Annotated in this window: 20 protein-coding genes and 1 pseudogene; 11 read left to right on the top strand and 10 right to left on the bottom strand. The window is 66.9% G+C overall.

What is annotated here, in order from left to right:
• The first annotated feature begins 134 nt into the window (after window positions 1-134).
• Window positions 135-479 carry a hypothetical protein gene (locus QFZ57_RS02840; protein WP_306897791.1) on the top strand — a complete coding sequence of 115 codons (345 nt, stop codon included), beginning with the start codon at window positions 135-137 and terminating at the stop codon, window positions 477-479.
• Window positions 480-731: 252 nt separating this feature from the next.
• A complete protein-coding gene (locus tag QFZ57_RS02845) occupies window positions 732-1,055 on the top strand; it encodes a hypothetical protein (RefSeq protein ID WP_306897792.1) in 324 nt (107 codons plus the stop codon).
• Between the two features lie 83 nt (window positions 1,056-1,138).
• Here QFZ57_RS02845 and QFZ57_RS02850 read toward each other — a convergent pair whose 3' ends face one another.
• The 8 genes and pseudogenes from QFZ57_RS02850 to QFZ57_RS02885 all read right to left on the bottom strand — a co-directional run bounded on the left by QFZ57_RS02850 (window position 1,139) and on the right by QFZ57_RS02885 (window position 9,164).
• Entirely contained in the window at window positions 1,139-2,104 is a 966-nt protein-coding gene (locus QFZ57_RS02850; RefSeq protein ID WP_306897794.1) for an NAD(P)/FAD-dependent oxidoreductase, read from the bottom strand.
• 107 nt (window positions 2,105-2,211) lie between these two features.
• A complete protein-coding gene (locus QFZ57_RS02855) occupies window positions 2,212-2,541 on the bottom strand; it encodes a GNAT family N-acetyltransferase (RefSeq protein ID WP_306628958.1) in 330 nt (109 codons plus the stop codon).
• Window positions 2,542-2,556: 15 nt separating this feature from the next.
• Entirely contained in the window at window positions 2,557-3,936 is a 1,380-nt protein-coding gene (locus tag QFZ57_RS02860; protein ID WP_373461173.1) for an acyltransferase family protein, read from the bottom strand.
• Window positions 3,937-3,987: 51 nt separating this feature from the next.
• Window positions 3,988-4,107, bottom strand: a pseudogene (locus QFZ57_RS02865) (DUF1304 domain-containing protein); the annotation flags it as partial.
• Between the two features lie 101 nt (window positions 4,108-4,208).
• Complete coding sequence (locus QFZ57_RS02870) at window positions 4,209-5,060, bottom strand: class II fructose-bisphosphate aldolase (RefSeq protein ID WP_306897800.1); 852 nt, start codon at window positions 5,058-5,060, stop codon at window positions 4,209-4,211.
• On the bottom strand, window positions 5,060-6,526 hold the full coding sequence (locus QFZ57_RS02875) for a GntP family transporter (RefSeq protein WP_306897803.1): 1,467 nt from the start codon (window positions 6,524-6,526) through the stop codon (window positions 5,060-5,062). Before QFZ57_RS02875 ends, QFZ57_RS02870 begins: the two co-directional genes overlap by 1 nt.
• Window positions 6,527-6,756: 230 nt before the next feature.
• On the bottom strand, window positions 6,757-7,656 hold the full coding sequence (locus QFZ57_RS02880) for an NAD(P)-dependent oxidoreductase (protein ID WP_306897805.1): 900 nt from the start codon (window positions 7,654-7,656) through the stop codon (window positions 6,757-6,759).
• Window positions 7,657-7,685: 29 nt separating this feature from the next.
• On the bottom strand, window positions 7,686-9,164 hold the full coding sequence (locus tag QFZ57_RS02885; protein ID WP_306897808.1) for a four-carbon acid sugar kinase family protein: 1,479 nt from the start codon (window positions 9,162-9,164) through the stop codon (window positions 7,686-7,688).
• 173 nt (window positions 9,165-9,337) lie between these two features.
• Here QFZ57_RS02885 and QFZ57_RS02890 point away from each other — a divergent pair, with 173 nt between their 5' ends.
• Together QFZ57_RS02890 and QFZ57_RS02895 are read left to right on the top strand one after the other, a co-directional pair.
• A complete protein-coding gene (locus QFZ57_RS02890) occupies window positions 9,338-10,042 on the top strand; it encodes a FadR/GntR family transcriptional regulator (protein WP_306897810.1) in 705 nt (234 codons plus the stop codon).
• Between the two features lie 161 nt (window positions 10,043-10,203).
• The gene (locus QFZ57_RS02895) at window positions 10,204-10,416 is read left to right on the top strand and encodes a dodecin (RefSeq protein WP_306628964.1); all 213 of its coding nucleotides are present in this window, start codon (window positions 10,204-10,206) and stop codon (window positions 10,414-10,416) included.
• 72 nt (window positions 10,417-10,488) lie between these two features.
• On the opposite strand, the gene QFZ57_RS02900 is transcribed toward QFZ57_RS02895, so the two are convergent.
• Together QFZ57_RS02900 and QFZ57_RS02905 are read right to left on the bottom strand one after the other, a co-directional pair.
• Window positions 10,489-10,695, bottom strand: coding sequence for a hypothetical protein (locus QFZ57_RS02900; RefSeq protein WP_306628965.1), 207 nt, complete (start codon window positions 10,693-10,695; stop codon window positions 10,489-10,491).
• Between the two features lie 139 nt (window positions 10,696-10,834).
• Window positions 10,835-11,734, bottom strand: coding sequence for a helix-turn-helix domain-containing protein (locus QFZ57_RS02905; RefSeq protein WP_306897813.1), 900 nt, complete (start codon window positions 11,732-11,734; stop codon window positions 10,835-10,837).
• 219 nt (window positions 11,735-11,953) lie between these two features.
• Here QFZ57_RS02905 and QFZ57_RS02910 point away from each other — a divergent pair, with 219 nt between their 5' ends.
• The 7 genes from QFZ57_RS02910 (at window position 11,954) to QFZ57_RS02940 (ending at window position 19,841) form a co-directional block, all read left to right on the top strand.
• Window positions 11,954-12,775 carry an aldo/keto reductase gene (locus QFZ57_RS02910; RefSeq protein WP_306897815.1) on the top strand — a complete coding sequence of 274 codons (822 nt, stop codon included), beginning with the start codon at window positions 11,954-11,956 and terminating at the stop codon, window positions 12,773-12,775.
• 66 nt (window positions 12,776-12,841) lie between these two features.
• Window positions 12,842-13,813 carry an aldo/keto reductase gene (locus QFZ57_RS02915; RefSeq protein ID WP_306897816.1) on the top strand — a complete coding sequence of 324 codons (972 nt, stop codon included), beginning with the start codon at window positions 12,842-12,844 and terminating at the stop codon, window positions 13,811-13,813.
• Window positions 13,807-14,829: an NAD-dependent epimerase/dehydratase family protein gene (locus QFZ57_RS02920; RefSeq protein ID WP_306897818.1), complete on the top strand. Its 1,023-nt coding sequence runs from the start codon at window positions 13,807-13,809 to the stop codon at window positions 14,827-14,829. Before QFZ57_RS02915 ends, QFZ57_RS02920 begins: the two co-directional genes overlap by 7 nt.
• A gap of 103 nt (window positions 14,830-14,932) precedes the next feature.
• Window positions 14,933-15,646, top strand: a complete 714-nt coding sequence (locus QFZ57_RS02925) for a TetR/AcrR family transcriptional regulator (RefSeq protein WP_306897820.1) — start codon at window positions 14,933-14,935, stop codon at window positions 15,644-15,646.
• A 127-nt stretch (window positions 15,647-15,773) separates the two neighbouring features.
• Window positions 15,774-17,030 (top strand): acyl-CoA dehydrogenase family protein, encoded by a 1,257-nt coding sequence (locus QFZ57_RS02930; protein ID WP_306897821.1) that lies wholly within the window; start codon window positions 15,774-15,776, stop codon window positions 17,028-17,030.
• 34 nt (window positions 17,031-17,064) lie between these two features.
• Window positions 17,065-18,261: an acetyl-CoA C-acetyltransferase gene (locus QFZ57_RS02935; RefSeq protein WP_306897823.1), complete on the top strand. Its 1,197-nt coding sequence runs from the start codon at window positions 17,065-17,067 to the stop codon at window positions 18,259-18,261.
• Between the two features lie 23 nt (window positions 18,262-18,284).
• Window positions 18,285-19,841: a long-chain-fatty-acid--CoA ligase gene (locus tag QFZ57_RS02940; protein WP_306901511.1), complete on the top strand. Its 1,557-nt coding sequence runs from the start codon at window positions 18,285-18,287 to the stop codon at window positions 19,839-19,841.
• The last annotated feature ends 31 nt before the right edge of the window (window positions 19,842-19,872 follow it).

A 19,872-nucleotide genomic window follows, 5' to 3' on the forward strand; every position in this document is an offset into this window, starting at 1 on the left:
GGTCGGGTAAGGACAGCCTTACTTAGGTGACCCTTTTAATCAAACTTTCGTGCCGTAATTATCCGACACAGGTCCGCGGACGTTAGGCTGTTGCCTTCAGCAGGCAGCCAGGCTGCCGGCAAAAAGGGGGAAATATGGACCAGCAACAGTCCGGCACCATCGGATTCCGCGAGGTGGACCGGGACGGCAATCACGTGCCGGCGGAACTGCAGGACATGGAGCCGGCTGGGACGGGACGGTCCCGGCCCGCACCGAATCCGTTCATCGTGGTGTTGTGGCTGCTGGCGGCAGGGCTGATCCCCGGGGGAACGTCGGTGCTGCTGAACGGGCCAATGGCCGTTGGGCCCTCATCCAGCGGCGGGGTGCCGTTGGCATACCTGGTGTTCACGTTCGCCCCGCAGGTGCTCCTGGCCGGTTTCGCCACCCTGATTTTCCTGCTGTTCTGGCATGCCTGGCACTGGCAGCGCCGGCGCGGGTAGCCGGGCTTTTCACGGCAGCCGGACCGGCAGTCGATGGGTCAGCCGGTCCGGCAGGGAACAGCGCGAGGGCGCGTGCCCGGAACGCGGGAAAGTGCCTGCGAGCCGCGTCCCGGCTGGCTGGCCCGCCAATCCTGACTTGTGCATCAATTAGTAAGCATGCTTTGCTTACGGGGTAGATGAACCTCCGCAAGCAGTTCGCGGCGGGGCTGCCAACGCTGGTGGTTCCGTGAAAGAAGCCCAAGGAAGAACATAATGACCACCGCAATGGAAGACCAGCTGACGGCGTTTGGGGAACGCAGCGAAGCAGCTGGACAGCTCTTGACCGCCACCGTACCCGTGGACGCTGGGCTGCTGATGACCCTTAATTCACGCATGCACTGCCGCATGCCCATGCAGCGCGTTGACCACGAGGAAATGCCGGTCCGGCAGCCCGTATACGTTGACGGCAACGCCGTCGTTGCCCTGCGGCCGGGATCCGTCCCGGAGAGCGTGGTCACCTACCGTTGTGCCTGCGGCTTCACCATCGATGATCCGGGCACCGCCATGCCGGTCAACGATCAGGCCCTCGCCAGCTGAGCAGGCCCTCTTAGGCGCAGGCCTGCTCCACATTGAGAGGCCCTCCCGCCAACCAGCTCTTTCCATCACAGGACCTTTAGCGGCTACTGCCCCGCAGGAACGCGGGCGGCCTCAACAGCGCGCCGCGTGTCCGCCATGACCAGGTCTGCATTGATGGCCTCTGCCGCCCGGAGGCCCGCTGCGGCCGCCGTCATGACCTGGGCCGAAACGTCCACGGCGTTCCCGGCGGCCCACACTCCCGGGGAGGATGTCCGGCCGCTTTCGTCGGCCTCCAGGCGGCTCCCCGGGCCTTCCTGGAGGGCGGCCGGTTCCAGCCCCAGCCGCTGGAGCATGTGGGCTTTGCTCATGGTGGCCGGACTGACCACCAGCACGTCCAGGTCCACCGTCCCGCCGCCATCCAGGGCGGCGCCGGCGAGCCGGTCCTCCCGGATCTCCAGCGCCCGGACCTTTCCCTCCACCACACGGACGGACCGCGCCGCCAGCTGTTCCTCCTGGCCCGGGCTGAGCTCCAGGGCGTCGTTCAGCAGCAAGGTCACGTCCGGACTCCACTGCCGGAACGTCAAGGCCTGCATGACGGAGTGGGAATCGGCCGCCAAGACCCCGATTCTTTGATCGCGGACCTCCCAGCCGTGGCAGTACGGGCAGTACAGCACGTCCCGTCCCCAGCGGTCGGAGACTCCGGGAAGGTCCGGCAGCTCATCCACAATTCCTGACGCGATCAGCAGGCGCCGGGCAGTCCGGGTGGAGCCATCGTCCATGGTTAGGACGAACTGGTCTTCCAAGCGGCTTGCTGACCGGACAAACCCCGAAGCCATCATCCCGCCGTACCGGGCCAGCTCTTCCCTGCCGGCTGCGATCAGGTCCCGCGGGCTCGTCCCCTCCCGGCTGAGGAATCCGTGGACGCTTTCCGCCCCGAGGTTGCGCTGTTCACCGGCGTCGATCACCACCACCGAACGCAGTGCCCGTGCCAGGGCTATGCCCGCGCTCAGCCCCGCCGGTCCCCCGCCAATGACAGCCACGTCGAAATTGGTGTCCTGGTTATCCGCCACAGTGCCCTTCCCTGCCTTGCTGCACATGCCCTTTGGCACATGCGTACCTATCCGGGCTGTACCCGGGCAGGCCGGAAAGTAACGGAAGTGGCGATGGCCAGGGTGGGTCAGCCCTCCGGCCAGTCGATGAACTGGCCATAGCCTTCATGCTTGCGCAGGTAGCCGGAAATGAAGGGGCAATGCGGGATGATGCGTTTGCCGGTGGCCACCACGTCATCAAGGGCAAAGTGCGCCAGGACTTTGCCAAGGCCCTGGCCCTCAAAGTCATCGCTGGTCTCGGTGTGGGTGAAATCGATGTGCCCGGGAAGGTCGCGGAAGAAGGCCTGCACAGCCAGCCTGTCATCCACCAGGAGTTCGTACCGGTGCTGCGCGTCATTGCGCCGCAGGGTGACATTGGCGGTGAACTTGTCCTCCGCGGACGTGGTGTTCTCGGTCATGGTTCGACACTGGCACTACTTCACCGCGCTGGCAATGCCCCCTCGCCCCCTCTTCCGCCGGGCCCTGCCTTGAGCCCTGGGAACAGCAGCCCACCGCCGGAACGGAAAGCCCCCCAGCAGAAGTATCGCCACGGAAAAGCAGGCAGCGCCGGCTGCCAGCAGCCCCAGAGATAGTCCGTTGAGGGCGGCGTCCGCCACGGGGATGAAGACCACCACGACGGCGGCCCCTGCCACGGTGGGCCTGCAGCGGAAGGCGTGGGTCGCCGTCGTCCGTTCTTCCAAACGGCCAAAGGCTGCAGCCACCGGCAGGAGCAGCAGGACCAGCGCGAGGACCACCACGGGCCGCGACCACCACCATTCAGCGGTTCCGGAGACCGGTTTGGGGATCGGCGCCAGAAGTAGTAACCCGGACATGCCTGCCAGCAGCGGCAGATGCCACAGGTACACCGTCAGGGACCTGGCACCAACCAGCAGCAGGAGCCGGCCGATCCAGCGGATGACTGCCAGCGGTGCCAGGAGCGGCCGCGCCAGTTCCATCACAGCCAGTTGGGAGGCGCCCAGGAGCACCAGGGTCAGGTTGGGCGGGTTGAGGTTGACCAGCATGTTACCCCGATACAGTCCCAGGCCCGTCACGAGCCCCAACAGCAGGTGTGCCGCCACGGCAAGGCCCAGGAGCCCAGAGCGGGACAGGCGGGAAAAGTGTCCGTCGGCAGCCAGGAAACCAAGTTGTTGGACCGCGCACCACACGAACACCAGGTTGGCATTGGAAAGGTCCGGCAAGGCACCCCTGAGGCAGTCCACGGCAACCACCAGCCCGGCAAGCAGGCCGAAGGTCAGCCACGGCGCGCGGGCATGAAGCGCTGCCAGGACCGGAATGTTCAGCTGCGCCGCGAGGTAGGCGGCCAGGAACCACAGCGGCATGGCCGCCCCGGCGGACACGAGTTGGACCACCTGCTGGTCCACGCCCAGCGCGGCTGCCACCGACAGGCCCGCCACCATCGTTGCCAGCAGGGCGGTGGCCGGGCGGACCAGGCGCAGGAGGCGGGCGCGCATGAACTGGGCCCCCGTCCCGCCGCTTGCTTTGAGCCGGCGCCAGGACTGCAGGCCGGTGATGCCGCCGGTGACGAAGAACAACGGCATCACCATGAAGATCCAGATGACGGGTTCGAACCAGTCCTGTTCGGCGAGGGTGTTCTCGGTTGTCACCGTCCCGTCCGGGTGCAGGACCGGGCTGACCATCAGGGAGTGCCCCACCACCACCAGAACCAGGCAGATGAAACGGACAAGGTCGATGGCCGGATCACGGCCTGCCGTGTCCGGCCCGGTTCCTGTCCCCCGCTTGCTGGTGCTGCGCACGGGGATCCTACAAAGACTCGACGCTGCCCATGGGACCATTGTGCCCCCGGCGGCCCGCGCGGTATCAGGACTTTCGCCGGTTGCCGGCCTTTACGGCAGTGTTGCCAGCAGCCCAAGAACGACGGCGAGCAGCGGCGTGGTGCCCTGTGTCAGGGCGGCGCGGAGGTACTTTCGTCCGGTGAAGGCCAGGACGGCGGCCGCCAGCAGCATGGGCCGACCCCGCGCCAAGCGCCACGAGCCCTGGGCAAAAAGAAGGGAGGCAGGGATCATTCGTTGATCCCAGCCTCCCGTCTTTGCTGCTTCCTGTGGCGTTACCGTGCCAGTGTGGCGAGCGTGGTGACGGCGAAGCCCTTGGCCGCCTGGTTCCACGTGGCCAGCAGGCCCTGCAGGTTTTCGCCGTCCGCGCGGTGGGCGGGAAGCTGGTCCTGGAGGGTGGCCAGCACCCCGGTCCGCAGCTCGGTGTTGAAGTTGACCTTGCCAACGTTCATGGCCGCGGCCTTGACGAGCTCCTCTGCGGGGATGCCGGAGGCGCCGTGCAGGACCAGCGGAATGTGGATCCGCGCCGCGATGTCCTGCAGCACGTCCCAGCGCAGCCGCGGCTCGCCCTTGTACTTGCCGTGGACGTTGCCCACGGCCACTGCCAGCAGTTCCGCACCAGTGCGGGACACGAAGTCCTCCACCTGCGCGGAGTCCGTCAGCCCTGCCACGTCCACGCCGGACTGGTCGGCGCCGAAAGCGCGGTCCTCGTCCCCTGCCAGGCCGCCGAGTTCCGCTTCCAGCACCACGTCGGGGCCCAGCAGCTCGCGGGCCGCCCGGACCAGCGCGATGTTGTCCTCGAAAGGGAGTGACGAACCGTCGGCGAGGACCGAATCCGCCCCTGCCGCGACGGCGTCGGCCATGACCTTGAGGTCAGTTGCGTGGTCAAGCTGCACCGCGACGGGCACGGCAGCGGCATCAGCCAGGCCGCGCAGCGCCGCGATGAGCCGGAGACCGTTCGCGGTGGCGGCGGTCTTGGGTGCCACCAGCAGGATCACGCCCCGGCCGGATTCCTCGGCGGCGCCCACCACGGCCAGCGCGGTGGTGAAGTCGTAGCAGGTGAAGGCGGGCACCGCAGAGCCCTGCTGCAGGGCGGAGGTGACCAGGTGGTCCAGTCGGGTACGCATCAGACGCCCAGGCCTCCCACCAGGATCCAGGCAACGAAGGTCAGCGCGAAGCCGGCCAGGCCCAGGACGGTGGTCAGGACCGTCCAGGTCTTCAGACCGTCGGAAACGGTGAGTCCGTAGTAGCGGACCACAACCCAGAAGCCGGCATCCGTCACGTGCGAGAGTCCCAGGGCGCCGAAGCCGATGGCGATCACGATCACGGCAATCTGCGCGGGGCTGTAGCCGCCGCCGCTGACCGCTGCGGACAGCAGCCCGGTGGTGGTCACGATGGCCACGGTGGCGGAGCCCTGCGCGGCGCGGAGGGCCAGCGAGATGATGAAGCCAAGGAGCAGCAGGGGAACGCCGAGCGTGTCCAGGGTCTTGGAGAGCGCGGAGCCGATGCCGGAAACCTGCAGGACGTTGCCGAACACGCCGCCGGCGGCCACGACCATCAGGATGGAGGCGATGGGAGGCAGGGAGCCTTCGAAGATCTCGCCGGTTTCCTTGAAGGACCAGCCGCGGCGGACGGCCAGCAGGAAGAAGGACAGCGCTACGGCTACCAGCAGGGCCAGGAAGGGGTTCCCGATGAAGGCTGCAAGGCCATACAGCGGGTGGGACTTGGGGAGGATGAGGGTGCCGGCGGTACCCAGGAGGATCTGCACGATGGGGGCGGCAATCAGGAAGATGATCAGGGCCGGCCGGGGCGGTGCGATCGCGGCGGCACCGGGGCCGTCATGGCCCACCTTGACCAGCGAATCGGAGCCGAATTCCTCCACCTGGGCCTTCACGGCAGGCAACAGCTCGTAGTCCTTGCGGTTCATGATGGCGGCAACCCAGTAGGACAGGAAGCCCAGCGGGATGCAGATCAGCAGAGAAATCAGGGCGATGAGTCCGATGTCGGCACCGAGCACGCCGGCGCCGGCCACGATCCCGGGATGCGGCGGGACCGCAACGTGGATGGCGAGCATGATGCCGGCCATCGGCAGGCCGAACTTGACCGGGTGGACCTTGGCGATCTTGGCGAAGGCGTACACGATGGGCACCAGCACGATGATGCCCACCTCGAAGAAGACGGGGATGGCCACCAGGAAGCCGACGGCGGTGAGCGCGACGGCCACCCGCCTGGCACCCAGCTTGCGGGTGAAATGGTCCGCGAGGGACTGGACGCCGCCGGAGACCTCGATCATCCGGCCCAGCACTGCACCAAGTGCGATCAGGATGGCGACCTTGCCCATGGTGCTGCCCACTCCGCCGGAAACCACGGTGAAGATGTCCTGCAGCGGGATGGTGGCAGCCACGGCCACCAGGATGCTGACGGTGAGCAGGGCCACGAAGGCCTGGATCTTGAAGCGGATGATCATCACCAGCAGGATGGCGATGCCCACCGCGGCGATGGTGAGCAGCACCGGCGTGCCGAGCTCAACTGCGGGTTTGATGGCCGGGGCATCGGCCGCCCGCTGTATCAGCGGATTCATGAGGTGGTTCACGGGGAATTGTCTCCTTTGACCTGCCGGTCTGGGCGCAGACGGGCATCAGGGGTTAACGGTGTGGCCGGACGCGGCGGGGAACCGCTCCAGCCGCGCTGGGAGGTGCGACGACGGCGGAGGGGGGACCGCCGTCGTCGCACGTTCTTCGGCGTGGAGTTTTTGGGCAGATAACGGGACCAAAAGGCGTTTTTAGTCGTGGCATCTGCCCAAAAACTCCACGCGGGGGCGGTTTACTTGGTGCGCTTTGTGGGCGCGACCACCTTGATGACGGCGGAGTCATCGGCGGCCGCCAAGCCCTGGGCCTGGCCCAGGAGGTACAGCTGCTCGGCGGCGGCGGCAACAGGGGCTGCCATGCCGGCGGCGCGGGTGGCCTTGCCCACGATGCCCATGTCCTTGACGAAGATGTCCAGGCGGGAGAGGACCTCGGCGCCTTCCTCGTCGTAGGCCTCCAGGATGCGGGGGCCGCGGTTGGAGAGCATGAAGGATCCTGCCGCACCGGCTTCCAGGGCGGCGAGGGTCTTGGCCTGGTCCAGTCCCAGTGCGTCGGCCAGGGCCAGGGCCTCGGCCGCGGCGGCGATGTGGACGCCGCAGAGGAGCTGGTTGACGGTCTTCAGGGCCTGCCCGTCGCCGGGTTTGTCGCCCACAACGGTCAGGGTGGAGGCCAGCAGTTCCAGTGCCGGCGCGGCCTTTTGGCGGGCTTCGGCGGAAGCACCGACGACGATCAGCAGGTCACCTTCGCCGGCGCGCTTGGGTCCGCCGGACAGCGGGGCGTCCACCAGGTCCACACCGTATTCGGCCAGCTTGGCCACGGTGGCGGGAATGGCTTCCGTGCCCACGGTGCTGCCAAGGATGACGACGGCGCCCGGCTCGAGTACCGGGGCCACGCCGTTCTCGCCGAAGAGGACGTCGTTGAGCTGTTCGCCGTTGCGGACGGCCAGGAGCACTGCGTCAGCACCCTTGGCGGCCTCGCGGGCCGTGGTGAAGGTGGCGATGCCGGCTTCCCGGGCGAGCTCCAGGCGCGGCTCGGCGATGTCGAAGCCGTGGACGGTCAGCTGGGAGGTCAGGCGGGTGGCCATGGGCAGGCCCATGGCGCCAAGGCCCAGGACGGTAACGGTGTAATTGCTGGTCATGGTGTTCTCCGTTGAATTTCGTGCGGGTTTCAGAAAGTATTGCTGAGCTTGCGGGTGACCTGGGCCAGGGAATCGTCGTCGCCCACGTTGCCGGCGAACACGATGTACGGGATGCCCTTGGCGGGTCCGTCCACCGGTTCCCAGAGGCTGACGATGCCGGGGAGCATGGGGCCGCGGACAATCGCGTGGCGGATTTCCAGGCCGTGGGCTGCCACATCCGAGGAGGTGATGCCGCCCTTGGCGATGACAAACCGCGGCGGGAAGGTCTTCAGGGTCCGGTTGACCACGTCAACGACGGCGGCGGAGACGGTCCGGGCGATCCGCAGGCTTTCGGCGGGGTCGTCCGTCTTGATGAGCAGGCGGCTGGTGTGGACGATGACGTCACCGCTGCGGAGGGCTTCGACGACGGCGTCCACCGTCCGGTCCAGGTGCGCCTTGGCTTCCGGCTCGGCGCCAAGGAGCTTCTCGACGTCGATCTCGATGGTGCGCGCAGAGCCGTGTTCTGCCGTGAGGACGTTAAGCTGCCGGGTGGTGAGGCCAACGTGCGAGCCCACCACGATCAGGCCGCCTGCCTCCGACGGGGTGTTGCCCGCATAGGCCTCTTCGGCGGTGAGGGCGGTGCGCACTTCCTGGCCGATGCGGCCACGGACGAACGGGGGGCCGACGCGGTAGAGGAGCTTCTTGCCCCGGCGTTCCGCTTCATCAAGGCCCAGGGCCAGGGCGCGGAAGTCGTTCTCCGTGACAATGTCCGCCACGATGGGCGTTGAGTCGGTGGCCGGTTCGATGGCGTCGGCGATGGCCTTGGCGGAGATGGCGGGGTCCTGGGCGGTGGCGCCGGCGCGGATGGTGTTCAGGTCCAGGACGATCACGGAGTCTGCGGGGAACCTGCCCTGCGACTTCTCCGCCACGTAGTCGGCCATGACGGAGGTGCTGAAGCCGAAGGACGCGTCCTTCGCGAACTCGGTCTCGGAGACGGGGACCAGGGTGCCCTTGGCGTCGCCGGTGCCGCGCATGTAGTGGACGCCGCCGATGGTGAGCCGGCCGGCGTCGGGGAACGCCGGAACCAGGACAACGCCGTCGGTTTTCTCGCCGCTGACTTCGGCAACGGTGGCTGCAATGACGTCCGGTTCCAGGGGGTAGTGGCCGCGGAGGGTGGAGTCGCTGCGGCTGACGAAGCCCAGGCGCAGGCCGGAGCCAGCCGCGGTCAGGGCGTTCCGGACCACTTCCTCGTTGCGTGCCGCCGCCTCTGCAGGGTCAAGGCTGCGGGTGTTGGTCAGGACGTAGACGGCGGGCTTGCCCTGGCCCAAGGCCCAGGAGAAGTCTTCCACTTCCCAGCGGGTGAGCACCGGCAGGTCTGCCACGGACTGCGTGCCGGTGGGGTCGTCGTCGAGCACTACCAGGACGCGGGGAACCTCCGCGTCGGAAGCGGCCAGCGCGCGGGCAACCAACCCGGCGGGGATGTCCATGTCTGCCGGATAGGCGGCCAGAACGTCTGCTTCAAGCGTCACAGTGCACTCCATTGTGTAGCGATCCGGCGGGGCGGATCCAGATGTAAAGGTAACTGTAAGATGTCTGACATCTTGCATTTGAATGTCAGTGTGGCACACCACATACGGACGCGCAAGTACACTTGTCTGACATATCCGCCAGGCGCAGGCCGGGAACAGGGATCGGGGGCAACATGGCAAGGAAGTCACTGGTTGGCGTGGTGGCCGACGAGTTGCTGGACCGCATCATTGAAGGCGAATTCCCGCCCGGCTCCACCGTTCCCGGCGAGCACGAACTGAGCGCGCGCCACGAGGTCAGCCGCATGACGGTCCGTGAAGCCATGAAGACGCTGCAGGCCCAGCGCATCCTGAGCGTGGAACGCGGCCGGGGAACATTCGTGAATCCGCTGAGCCGCTGGGCCTCGTTGGAAGCCGTGCTCCGGGCCGCATCCGAGGGCAAGAACGACGCCGATGCCTCCATCCAGCTCATCGAGCTCCGCCGGATGCTCGAAACCGGAGCCTGCGAGCTTGCCGCCGGACGGATCGCGGAGGAGGACATCGAGGCCCTCTTCAACCACGTCTCAGCCATGAAGGCCGCCCACAGCATCAACGACGTCGCCGCTTTCGTGGAGGCGGACCTTGCCTTCCATGACGTCATCCTGCACGCCTCCGGGAACGTCTTTGTGTCGGTCCTGTTTGATCCGCTGCACCGCGTGCTGGAAAAGCGCAGGACTGAGACCTCTGCCGTTCCCGCCATTCAGGAGCACGCAATCGGCCATCACCGGAATATTGCCGAGGCCCTGAAATCCCGGGACGCCGTCCGGTCACGCGAAGCCATGGACGCCCACATGCAGCAGACCCTGGACGACCTCAGGCAGCTGGTGCTGGAAACCAAATAGCCCCGGAGTTTTTGGGCACGTATGCGGACTTGGGGCGGCCGGAAGTCCGCTTATCTGCCCAAAAACTCCAGCGCCCTGGCCTCTGTTCAACGCTCCCGCAGTCACACTAGGCTTCAGGAACGCCCCGCAACCGGGAGCATCGACGATCACGAGGAGCGAAGTTGTCCAACCACACGTACAGCATTTCTGAAATTGTCGGCACCTCCACCCAGGGCGTGGACGATGCCGTCCGCAACGGTATTGCCAAGGCATCCCAGACCCTCCGGAACCTCGACTGGTTCGAGGTCAAGGAGGTCCGCGGCCACCTGGAGGACGGGAAGGTCGCGGACTGGCAGGTCACCATCAAGATCGGCTTCCGCCTGGAAGATCACTAGACACACCAGCCGTAACGCGAAGGGGTCGTGAAGCCTGGCTTCACGACCCCTTCACTTTTGACCGAATGTGCCCTAGTTCGCCGCGCCCGGGCTGCGCCGCCGCCAGACGGTGGGCACGCCGTCGAAGGCGGGAAATACGTGGCCTTCAAAGAAGGACAGGACGGTGTGCGGATCGAGGTCGGGGCTCCAGAGACCCGAAACAGGGCAGTGCGAACCGGTGGCGGTGGAGGCGGCGCCGGCTGACGCCTGGCGCTCCTTCAGCAGGGCGATGCGTTTCATCGTTGAGACCATCCTGGGTGTTAAAACTGGGCGGGGAAAGCTGGTACTCCCACCCTAGGAAACGGCAAACCGCGCACCAATGGGCGGCTGGCCAGAATCAGCCCTCCGTGCTGGACGAATGTACAGAAGGAGCGGGCGGTCAGCCTGCCTCGCCGCTTTCCGGTACGGCCGCAGCGTCCCGGTTCCGGTCCACATCCGGCGCAGCGCCGAGGCTTCCCAGCAACGCCAGGGCGTCCGACGACGGCGATCCCGGCCGGGCGGAGTACACCCTCAGCGTCTGGTCGGGGTCCTCCGGCAGGACAAGGTTTTCAAAGTTCAGTTCCAAGTCCCCCACCGCCGGGTGGTGCAGCCGGACAGTGCCGGCCGCGCGGGTGGCCACCCGGTGTCCGGCCCACCACTGGCGGAAGTGCTCACTGTGGACGGCGAGTTCGCCCACCAGATGGTTCGCCTGCGGATCATTCGGGTGCCGTCCCACATCCAGCCGCAGGGACCCCGCAGCTTCAGCCGCCACCGTCTTCCAGTCCCTGAACAGTTCCCGCGCCGCGGGGTCCAGGATGGTCCAGCGGGTGAGGTTGCGCTCCGCGGGCGGCAGCGCCGGAAAGTCGGCGAACAGCAGGAACGCCATCCTGTTTCCTGCCAGGACGTCGCTGCGCCGGCCCAGCACCATCGCGGGCACATCCCCCACCGCGTCGAGGAGTTGCCGCAGTGCCGGGCGGACGCCCTGCACTGCATTGGCGCCGGGCTCGCGGGGGGCGCCGGCGCAGTTCTCGAGCAGGTCCATCATGTGCGCATGTTCGCTGCTGTCCAGGCGAAGCGCCCGGGCCACCGCATCCAGGACCGTGCGTGACGGGTGGATGTTGCGGCCCTGTTCCAGCCGGACGTAGTAGTCGGTGCTGACCCCGGCCAGCCGGGCCACTTCCTCCCGCCGGAGGCCTGGAACCCTGCGTGCGCCCGTACTGGGGCCGGTCCCCGCAACGTCGGGGCTCAGCCGCGACCGCATGGCCTTGAGGAATTTTCCGAACTCGGCGCTTTGACCCATGGAGACCATTGTGCCCCCGATGGATGCCTTGCTCTACAACGAAGGTAGGACTGCCGGTCCTAGGAAAAACAGGAACAGCCTTGTCTGCTGACTTGATGGGAAAAAGTGCATAGGCTCAGGAGTGAGCCGGCGGAAACCGCTTTCTCAATGTCGAGCAGCCGGCACCAATCGTTCCAGCCTCAAATCGTTTCAGCACCATCACGTTCCAAGGAGCACACCATGTCAGAGCTGACACTCAACAACGGCGTCACCATTCCGCAGCTTGGCTTCGGCGTTTTCCAGGTCCCGCCGGAAGACACCCAGCGGACCGTGGAGGACGCCCTGGAAGCGGGCTACCGCCACATCGACACCGCCGCCGCCTACCGCAACGAGGCCGGAGTGGGGGCAGCGCTGGCCGCTACCGGAATCTCCCGCGAGGACATCTTCGTCACCACCAAGCTCCGCAACGGCGAGCAGGCCCGGGCGCAGGAGGCCTTCCAGAACAGCCGCAAGGCACTGGGCCTGGACTTCATCGACCTCTACCTCATCCACTGGCCGGTCCCGTCGCAGGGGCTGTTCGTCCAGGCCTGGAAGGAGATGGAGCGGCTTTACGAGAACAAGGAAATCCGCGCCATCGGCGTCTCCAACTTCCTCTCCGACCACCTGGACACGCTGCTGGAGTCGGCTGAAACCGTGCCGGCCGTTAACCAGATCGAGCTGCACCCCAGCTACCAGCAGGCGGACCTTGCGGCGAAGTGCCGGAGCCTGGGCATCGCCGTGGAGTCTTACAGCCCGCTGGGGCAGGGCGGGGACCTGAACGGAAACGCCGTCACGGCAATCGCCGGCGCGCACAACGCCAGCACGGCCCAGGTGGTGCTCGCCTGGCACCTTGCCAACGGAAACATCGTCATTCCCAAATCGGCAAACCCGGACAGGATCCGGGAAAACTTCGCAGCCTCGTCCCTGAAGCTGTCCCAGGACGAACTGGCCGCCATCACCGCCCTGGAGTCCGGCGCCCGCATTGGCTCCGATCCCGCCGTCGCCGCCTTCACCCAGATGTAGGTTTCCCACAGGCTCCACCACCGGCATTCCATCCGCCGGCAGGCATCGCCACCGAAAGGATTTTCCATGCAGTACACCCACCTGGGCCGCTCCGGCCTGAAAGTCTCCCGCCTCTGCCTGGGCACCATGAACTTCGGCCCCCAGACGGAGGAGGCGGACGCCCACAGCATCATGGACTCGGCCCACGAGGCCGGCATCAACTTCTTCGACACCGCCAATGTCTATGGCGGCGTGGACCACCGCGGCTGGACTGAGGAAATCATCGGCCGCTGGTTCGCCAAGGGCGGCGAGCGCCGTGAGCACACCGTGCTGGCCACCAAGCTCTACGGCACCATGACGGACCGGCCCAATGAATCCAAACTCTCGGCGCTGAACATCCGCCGGGCACTGGATGCCAGCCTCAAGCGCCTGCAGACCGACTACATCGACGTGTACCAGTTCCACCACATCGATCGCGATACTCCGTGGGATGAGATCTGGCAGGCCATCGAAGTGGCCGTGCAGCAGGGGAAGATCCTGTACTCGGGCAGCAGCAACTTCGCCGGCTGGCACATCGCCCAGGCGCAGGAAGCCGCCCGTCGGCGGAACTACACCGGCCTGGTCAGCGAGCAGTCCATCTACAACCTGTTCATGCGCCAGGTGGAACTGGAGGTCATCCCGGCCGCGCAGCAGTACGGCCTGGGCCTCATCCCCTGGTCGCCGCTGCAGGGCGGACTCCTGGGCGGTGTCCTGAAGAAGGAACGCGAGGGCGTGCGGCGCACCGAAGGACGGGCTGCAGAAACGCTGAAGAAGCACCAGGACCAGATCCGCCAGTACGAGGACTTCGCCGACGAACTGGGGCATGAACCCGGCGATGTTGCCCTGGCCTGGCTCCTGCACCAGCCTGCCGTGACCGCCCCGATCGTGGGTCCGCGGACGCAGGAACAGCTGGACGCTGCCATCCGGGCCCTGGACGTCACGCTGGATGCCGATGCGCTTAAGAAGCTGGACGACATCTTCCCCGGACACCGAACGGCACCGGAAGACTACGCGTGGTAACCCCGGCAGCGGCCGATACGGTGGCGCCCAGGAGCATCCTTTTCATCGGCGGCACCGGGGTCATCAGCGCGGCGGCGGCGGAACGCGCCGTCGCGCTGGGCCACCGGCTGACCATCCTGAACCGGGGCCAGTCCACCAGGCCGGTCCCGGACGGGACGGAAGTGCTGCACGCGGATGTCCGCGATGCCGCGTCGGTCCGGGAGGTCCTGGGCGGCAGGGAGTTCGACGCCGTCGCGGACTTCATCTCCTACACCCCGGACCAGGCGCAAACAAGCATGGACCTGTTCCGGGAGCGGACCGGCCAGTACGTCTTCATCAGCTCCGCCTCCGCGTACCAGAAGCCACCCACCAGGCTGCCCATCCTGGAGTCAACGCCGCTGAAAAACCCCTTCTGGCAGTACTCCCGGGACAAGATCGCATGCGAGGAACTGCTCTACCGGGCCTACCGGGAGCAGGACTTTCCACTGACCGTAATCCGGCCATCGCACACCTACGACCGCACCAAGATTGCCATGGTGGGCGGCTGGACGGACATCCACCGCATGCGCAGCGGCCTTCCGGTGATGGTCCATGGCGACGGCACCTCGCTGTGGACGCTGACACACAGCAGGGACTTCGCCAAGGCATTCGTCGGCCTGCTGGGAAGGCCGCAGGCGGTGGGCGAAAGCTACACCATCACCTCGGATGAGTACCTGCCCTGGAACCAGATCTATCGGCTCTTTGCCAGGGCAGCAGGTGTGCGGGAACCGGAACTGGTTCACGTGGCGTCGGAAACCATCGCCGCCCACGACCAGGAACTGGGCTCCAACCTCCTGGGCGACCGGTCCCATTCGGTGGTCTTTGACAACACCAAGATCAAGTCCCTGGTCCCGGACTACACCGCCACCATCCCGTTCGCGGACGGGGCCCGGGAGATTGTCGAGTGGTACGACAGCCACCCGGAGTTGCAGCAGGTGAATGAGGCCTACATGCAGCTCTCCGACAAGCTCACCAGCTGGTCCCGGCAGGGCGCCTGAACCGGCTTTCCCGGCGCCGCTGGCCTGCCGTATCCGGCGGCAGGCCAGGGGGCAGGTCGGCGGCGAGGCCGGCACCCAATGGTGACTGTGCTAATTTCGGCGCATGACGTTGCCCCCTTCCGAACAACCCGTCGTCGATACACCTGTTGCGGCCGCCATCGGACTCCTGGCCAGGCAGGGTTTCGACGCAACGTCCGTTGAGGAACTTGCAGAGGCTTCGGGCATGAGCCGCAGCACGTTCTTCCGGCGATTCGGGTCCAAGGAGGACGTTGTCTTCGCTGACCATGAGCGGATCCTGAGCCAGGTGAACCACCGGCTCGCGGAATCGAGGCTGGAGCCCCTGGCCGCCGTTGCGGACGCGGCATTGCTGGTCTTCGACCACCACCTGCGCAACCGGGAAACGTCGCGTGCCCGGTACGAACTTCTGCAGGCGGTTCCGGCCCTGCGGGACCGGGAGCTGGTCACCTCGCATCGGTACGAGCGGGCGTTCCTGCAGTACCTGAATGACAAGCTGCCCCGGGACGGGCGGCGCGGGTACAAGGCCGTGGCCTTCGCCGCAGCCGTGGTGGCCGTGCATAACGCCTTCCTTCGGCAGTGGCTGCGCGCCTCGCCCGAGGCCGCGGAAGCAGCGGATGGCGACCGGAAAAGGGCCGCAGCCCTCGCGGGCGAACTCCGGTCCCTGGCGGAAACCTTCAGGCCCGCACTCCTTGCCGCCACTGCTGCCACCGAACCGGCGCGGACCGTCGTCGTGACCGTCCTTCCGGGCTCGGCCGATAAGGAAGCGGTGGCCCAAGCGGTCCGGGACGCACTTCCCTGAGGACCAATTTCCGGCTGATACTCAGTTTCTTGACGTGGAACTGCGTTTCAATGCATCCTTAGTTCCTGTGGTCCAAGCCACATGGTTGCGGTGGTCCCACCACCATTGATTCAGAGGATGCAGATACATGACGACGACGTCGCCCGCCCACGTGCCCACGCGCACCGGACGCTCCACCAGCTTCCCTGCCGGCACCGTGGAGCCGGGCTACCTCCTGACCGAGGCCCTGGGGACGGATCCGGCGTCCGTCCTGGCCGGCGTCAGCGACGAGGACCGAGCCTACTGGGACCGCGCGCGCCGCTTCGTCCAGGATGAGGTCCTCCCCGTCATCGATGGCTACTGGGAACGCGGTGAGTATCCGCTGCACCTGCTCCGGCGCCTGGGTGAACTGGACCTGCTGCGCGACGGCGTTCCGGTGGACGGCTTCGCTCCGATGAGCAGCATGGCCGCCGGACTGGTGAACATGGAAATAAGCCGCGGTGACGGCTCCGTGGCAACAATGATCGCGGTCCAGGGCGGCCTGGCCCTGCGGTCCGTTGCCGAATGCGGGTCTGCGGCGCAGCGGGAGCGCTGGCTGCCGGCGATCGCCAGCGGCACCGAGTACGCGGCGTTCGCGCTGACGGAGCCCACCCACGGCTCCGACTCGGTGGCCCTGGAAAGCACGGCGACCCGTACTGACGGCGGTTTCCTGCTCAACGGTGAGAAGAAGTGGATCGGCAACGGCTCTATCGGCGGCGTCAGCATCGTGTGGGCGCGGGGTGAGGACGGCCAGGTCCACGGCTACCTGGTTCCGCAGGACTCCCCCGGGTACACCGCGACCAAAATCGAAGGCAAACTTGCCCTGCGTGCCATCTGGCAGGCCCACATCAGGCTGGAGGACGTCTTCGTCCCGGAAGGGAACGTCCTTCCCGGCGCACGTACTTTCAAGGACACAGCCCGTGTGCTGCTGGCGACCCGACTGGGGGTGGCCTGGTCCGCCGTCGGCCACGCCACCGCCTGCTACGAAACGGCCGTCCAGTACGCCAAGCAGCGCAAGCAGTTCGGCCGGCCGCTGGCCGCCTCCCAGATCGTCCAGGAACGGTTGGCCCGGATGCTCAGCGAACTTGCCACCATGCAGCTGATGGTGGTGCAGATGACGCGCCTCGATGAGGCCGGAACGCTCACACCGGAGCAGGCATCGCTGGCCAAGTACACCTGCACCCGCACTGCGCGGGGCATCGCCTCCAACGCCCGCGACCTGCTGGGCGGCAACGGCATCCTCCTGGAAAACCGCGTGGCCCGGCACCTGGCCGATATTGAAGCCATCCACACCTACGAAGGCACCGAGACCATGCAGGCCCTGATCATCGGCCGGGGCATCACCGGCACCTCCGCCTTCGCCTGACCTCCGCCGCACCGCCACCCCGAAAGGACTGTTCTTGAACCAGAACGCCAACATCCCCGTCATTCTGAGCGGCGCCCGTACCCCGTTCGGCAGGTTCCGGGGCAGCCTCACGCCCTTCTCGTCCAGCCAACTGGGAGCTCATGCCATCCGGGCTGCGCTGGAACGGACCGGTGTGGCACCGGAACAAATCGGCGCCGTCATCGTGGGGCAGGTCATCCAGGCCGGAGCCGGGCAGGGCCCTGCCAGGCAGGCCAGCCTGGCCGCCGGAATAGGCTGGGACGTCCCCACCGTCACCATCAACAAGCTCTGCCTGTCCGGGCTGACGGCCGTGATTGACGCAGCCCGGATGATCCGCACGGGGGAAGCCGACTTTATTGTCGCCGCCGGCCAGGAGTCGATGACCAACGCACCGCACCTGGTCCCCGGGCTTCGCGCCGGCGTCGTCATCGGTGATGCTCCCATACTTGACTCCCTGAACCACGACGGACTGCAGGACCCGGTCAGCGGCAAGCTGATGGGCGAGGCCACCGACGCCGGCAATGCGGGGCGCGGGATCACCCGTACCGAGCAGGACGCCGTGGCGGCACGCTCCCACCAGCGCGCCGAAGCAGCCCGCGCTGCCGGGGTGCTGGCCGAGGAAATCGCGCCGATCCAGGTGCCGCAGCGCAAGGGCCCTGCCGTAACCCTCGAGCATGACGAGGGCATCCGCCCGGAAACCACGGCCGGATCACTGGCGCAGCTCCGGCCGGCGTTCTCCAAGGAGGAGACGGCCACCATCACCGCAGGCTCATCGTCCCCGCTCTCCGACGGCGCCGCAGCCCTGGTCATTGCCAGCAAAGCGGCAGCGGAAGCCGCAGGGCTGGAGTGGATCGCGGAAATCGGGGCGCACGGGCAGACTGCCGGGCCAGACGGATCCCTGCACTCCCAGCCTGCCCGGGCCATCGAACGTGCGCTCAAGGATGAGGGGCTCACCGTTCAGGACCTGGACCTGGTGGAAATCAATGAAGCGTTCGCCTCGGTCCTCATCCAGTCCGCCAACGACCTGGGCATCGAAACTGGAGCCGTGAACGCCGAAGGCGGTGCCATCGCCCTGGGCCACCCCGTCGGCGCCTCAGGCGCGCGTCTTGTGCTGCACCAGGCACTGGCGCTGAAACGCCGCGGCGGAGGCACCGGCGTCGTAGCCCTCTGCGGGGGCGGCGGGCAGGGCGACGCCCTGATCCTCAAAGCATGACCATCCCAACCAAGAAGCAGGCCATGACCAACACCACCTCCGCCGACGGCTTCGGCACCATCTCCGTCGCAGCCGTCCTGGCTGAATCTGCCAAAAGGACCCCCGACAGCATCGCCCTCGTCGTCGGAGAGGACCAGGTCAGCTACGGCGAACTCTGGGACCAGGCCCGCGCCTATGCCGGTGCACTCCGGGCCCGCGGCATCGGCCCTGGAGACGCCGTCGCTGTCCTGATCCCCAACGTTCCGGACTTCGCCCGGGTGTACTACGCCATCTTGTCGCTCGGCGCCATCGTGGTCCCCGTGCACGCCCTGCTGAAGGCCCGCGAAATCGAATACGTCCTCCAGGACAGCGGCGCCAGACTGCTGATCTGCGCCGCTCCGCTGCTCGCGGAGGGCGCTGCCGGTGCTGCGGCCAGCGGAGTCGACGTCCTGACCGTGATGGCTCCCAACGACGGCGGCTTCCCCCGGCTGGAGGCGGAAGCCGCAGGCGCGGAGCCCATCCGGACGTATGAACCGTGCCGCCCCTCCGATACAGCCACCATCCTCTACACCTCGGGCACCACCGGCAAACCGAAAGGTGCGCTGGGAACCCACTTCGCGCTGGTGGAACAGACCAGCGTCCTGCTGACCAGCGTGATGGATTTCCGCCCGGGTGACGTCCTGTTTGGCGGCCTGCCGCTCTTCCACACGTTCGGCCAGACGGTGGTCCTCAACACGGGACTGAGGGCCGGCGCCACCATCGTCCTCATGCCGCGCTTCACCGGCGAGGACGCCCTGAAGCTGCTGGCCAGGCACAACGTCAACATCTTCCTCGGCGTGCCCACCATGTACGTGGCGCTCCTGGAAGCTGCCAAGACGGTGCCGGACCGGCCGACAGCCCTGCGGTACGGCATCTCCGGCGGCGCATCCCTTCCGCTGGCTGTCATGGACAAGTTCCGCGACGTCTTTGGCGTGGAGATCCATGAGGGCTACGGCCTGACCGAGACCTCCCCGGTAGCCGCTTTCAACCACGTGGGGACGGCGCCACGGCCTGGCACTATCGGCGTCCCGATCTGGGGCGTGGACATCGAGATCGCCCGCCCGGAGACCGTGGAGAGCATCGAGCTGCTACCCAACGGCGAACTCGGCGAGCTCGTCATCCGCGGGCACCTGCTGATGAAGGGCTACCTCAACCGGCCGGAGGCCACCGCGGAGGCGGTGGTGGACGGCTGGTTCCGCACCGGGGACCTGGGGACAAAGGACGACGACGGCTACCTCACCATTGTGGACCGCAAGAAAGACATGATCATCCGCAACGGATACAACGTTTACCCCAGGGAAGTGGAGGAAGTCCTGCTGACCCACCCGGCAGTGGTGAGCGCCGCTGTCTACGGCATCCCCGACGACGCCCACGGGCAGGAAATCGCCGCTGCCATTGTGCTGGACGCCGGGGCCACGGTCACCGAAACCGAGTTGAGGGACTTCGCCAGCAACCAGCTCGCGGCCTACAAGTACCCGCGGGTGGTCAGGATCCTTTCCGAACTGCCGTTGGGACCCAGTGGAAAGATCCTGAAGCGGAAGCTGGCGGAGGATCCCGCCTAGCACAGGGCCGGCGCCACACGGCAGGACGCTG

Source organism: Arthrobacter sp. B1I2 (assembly GCF_030816485.1).
GTDB lineage: Bacteria > Actinomycetota > Actinomycetes > Actinomycetales > Micrococcaceae > Arthrobacter.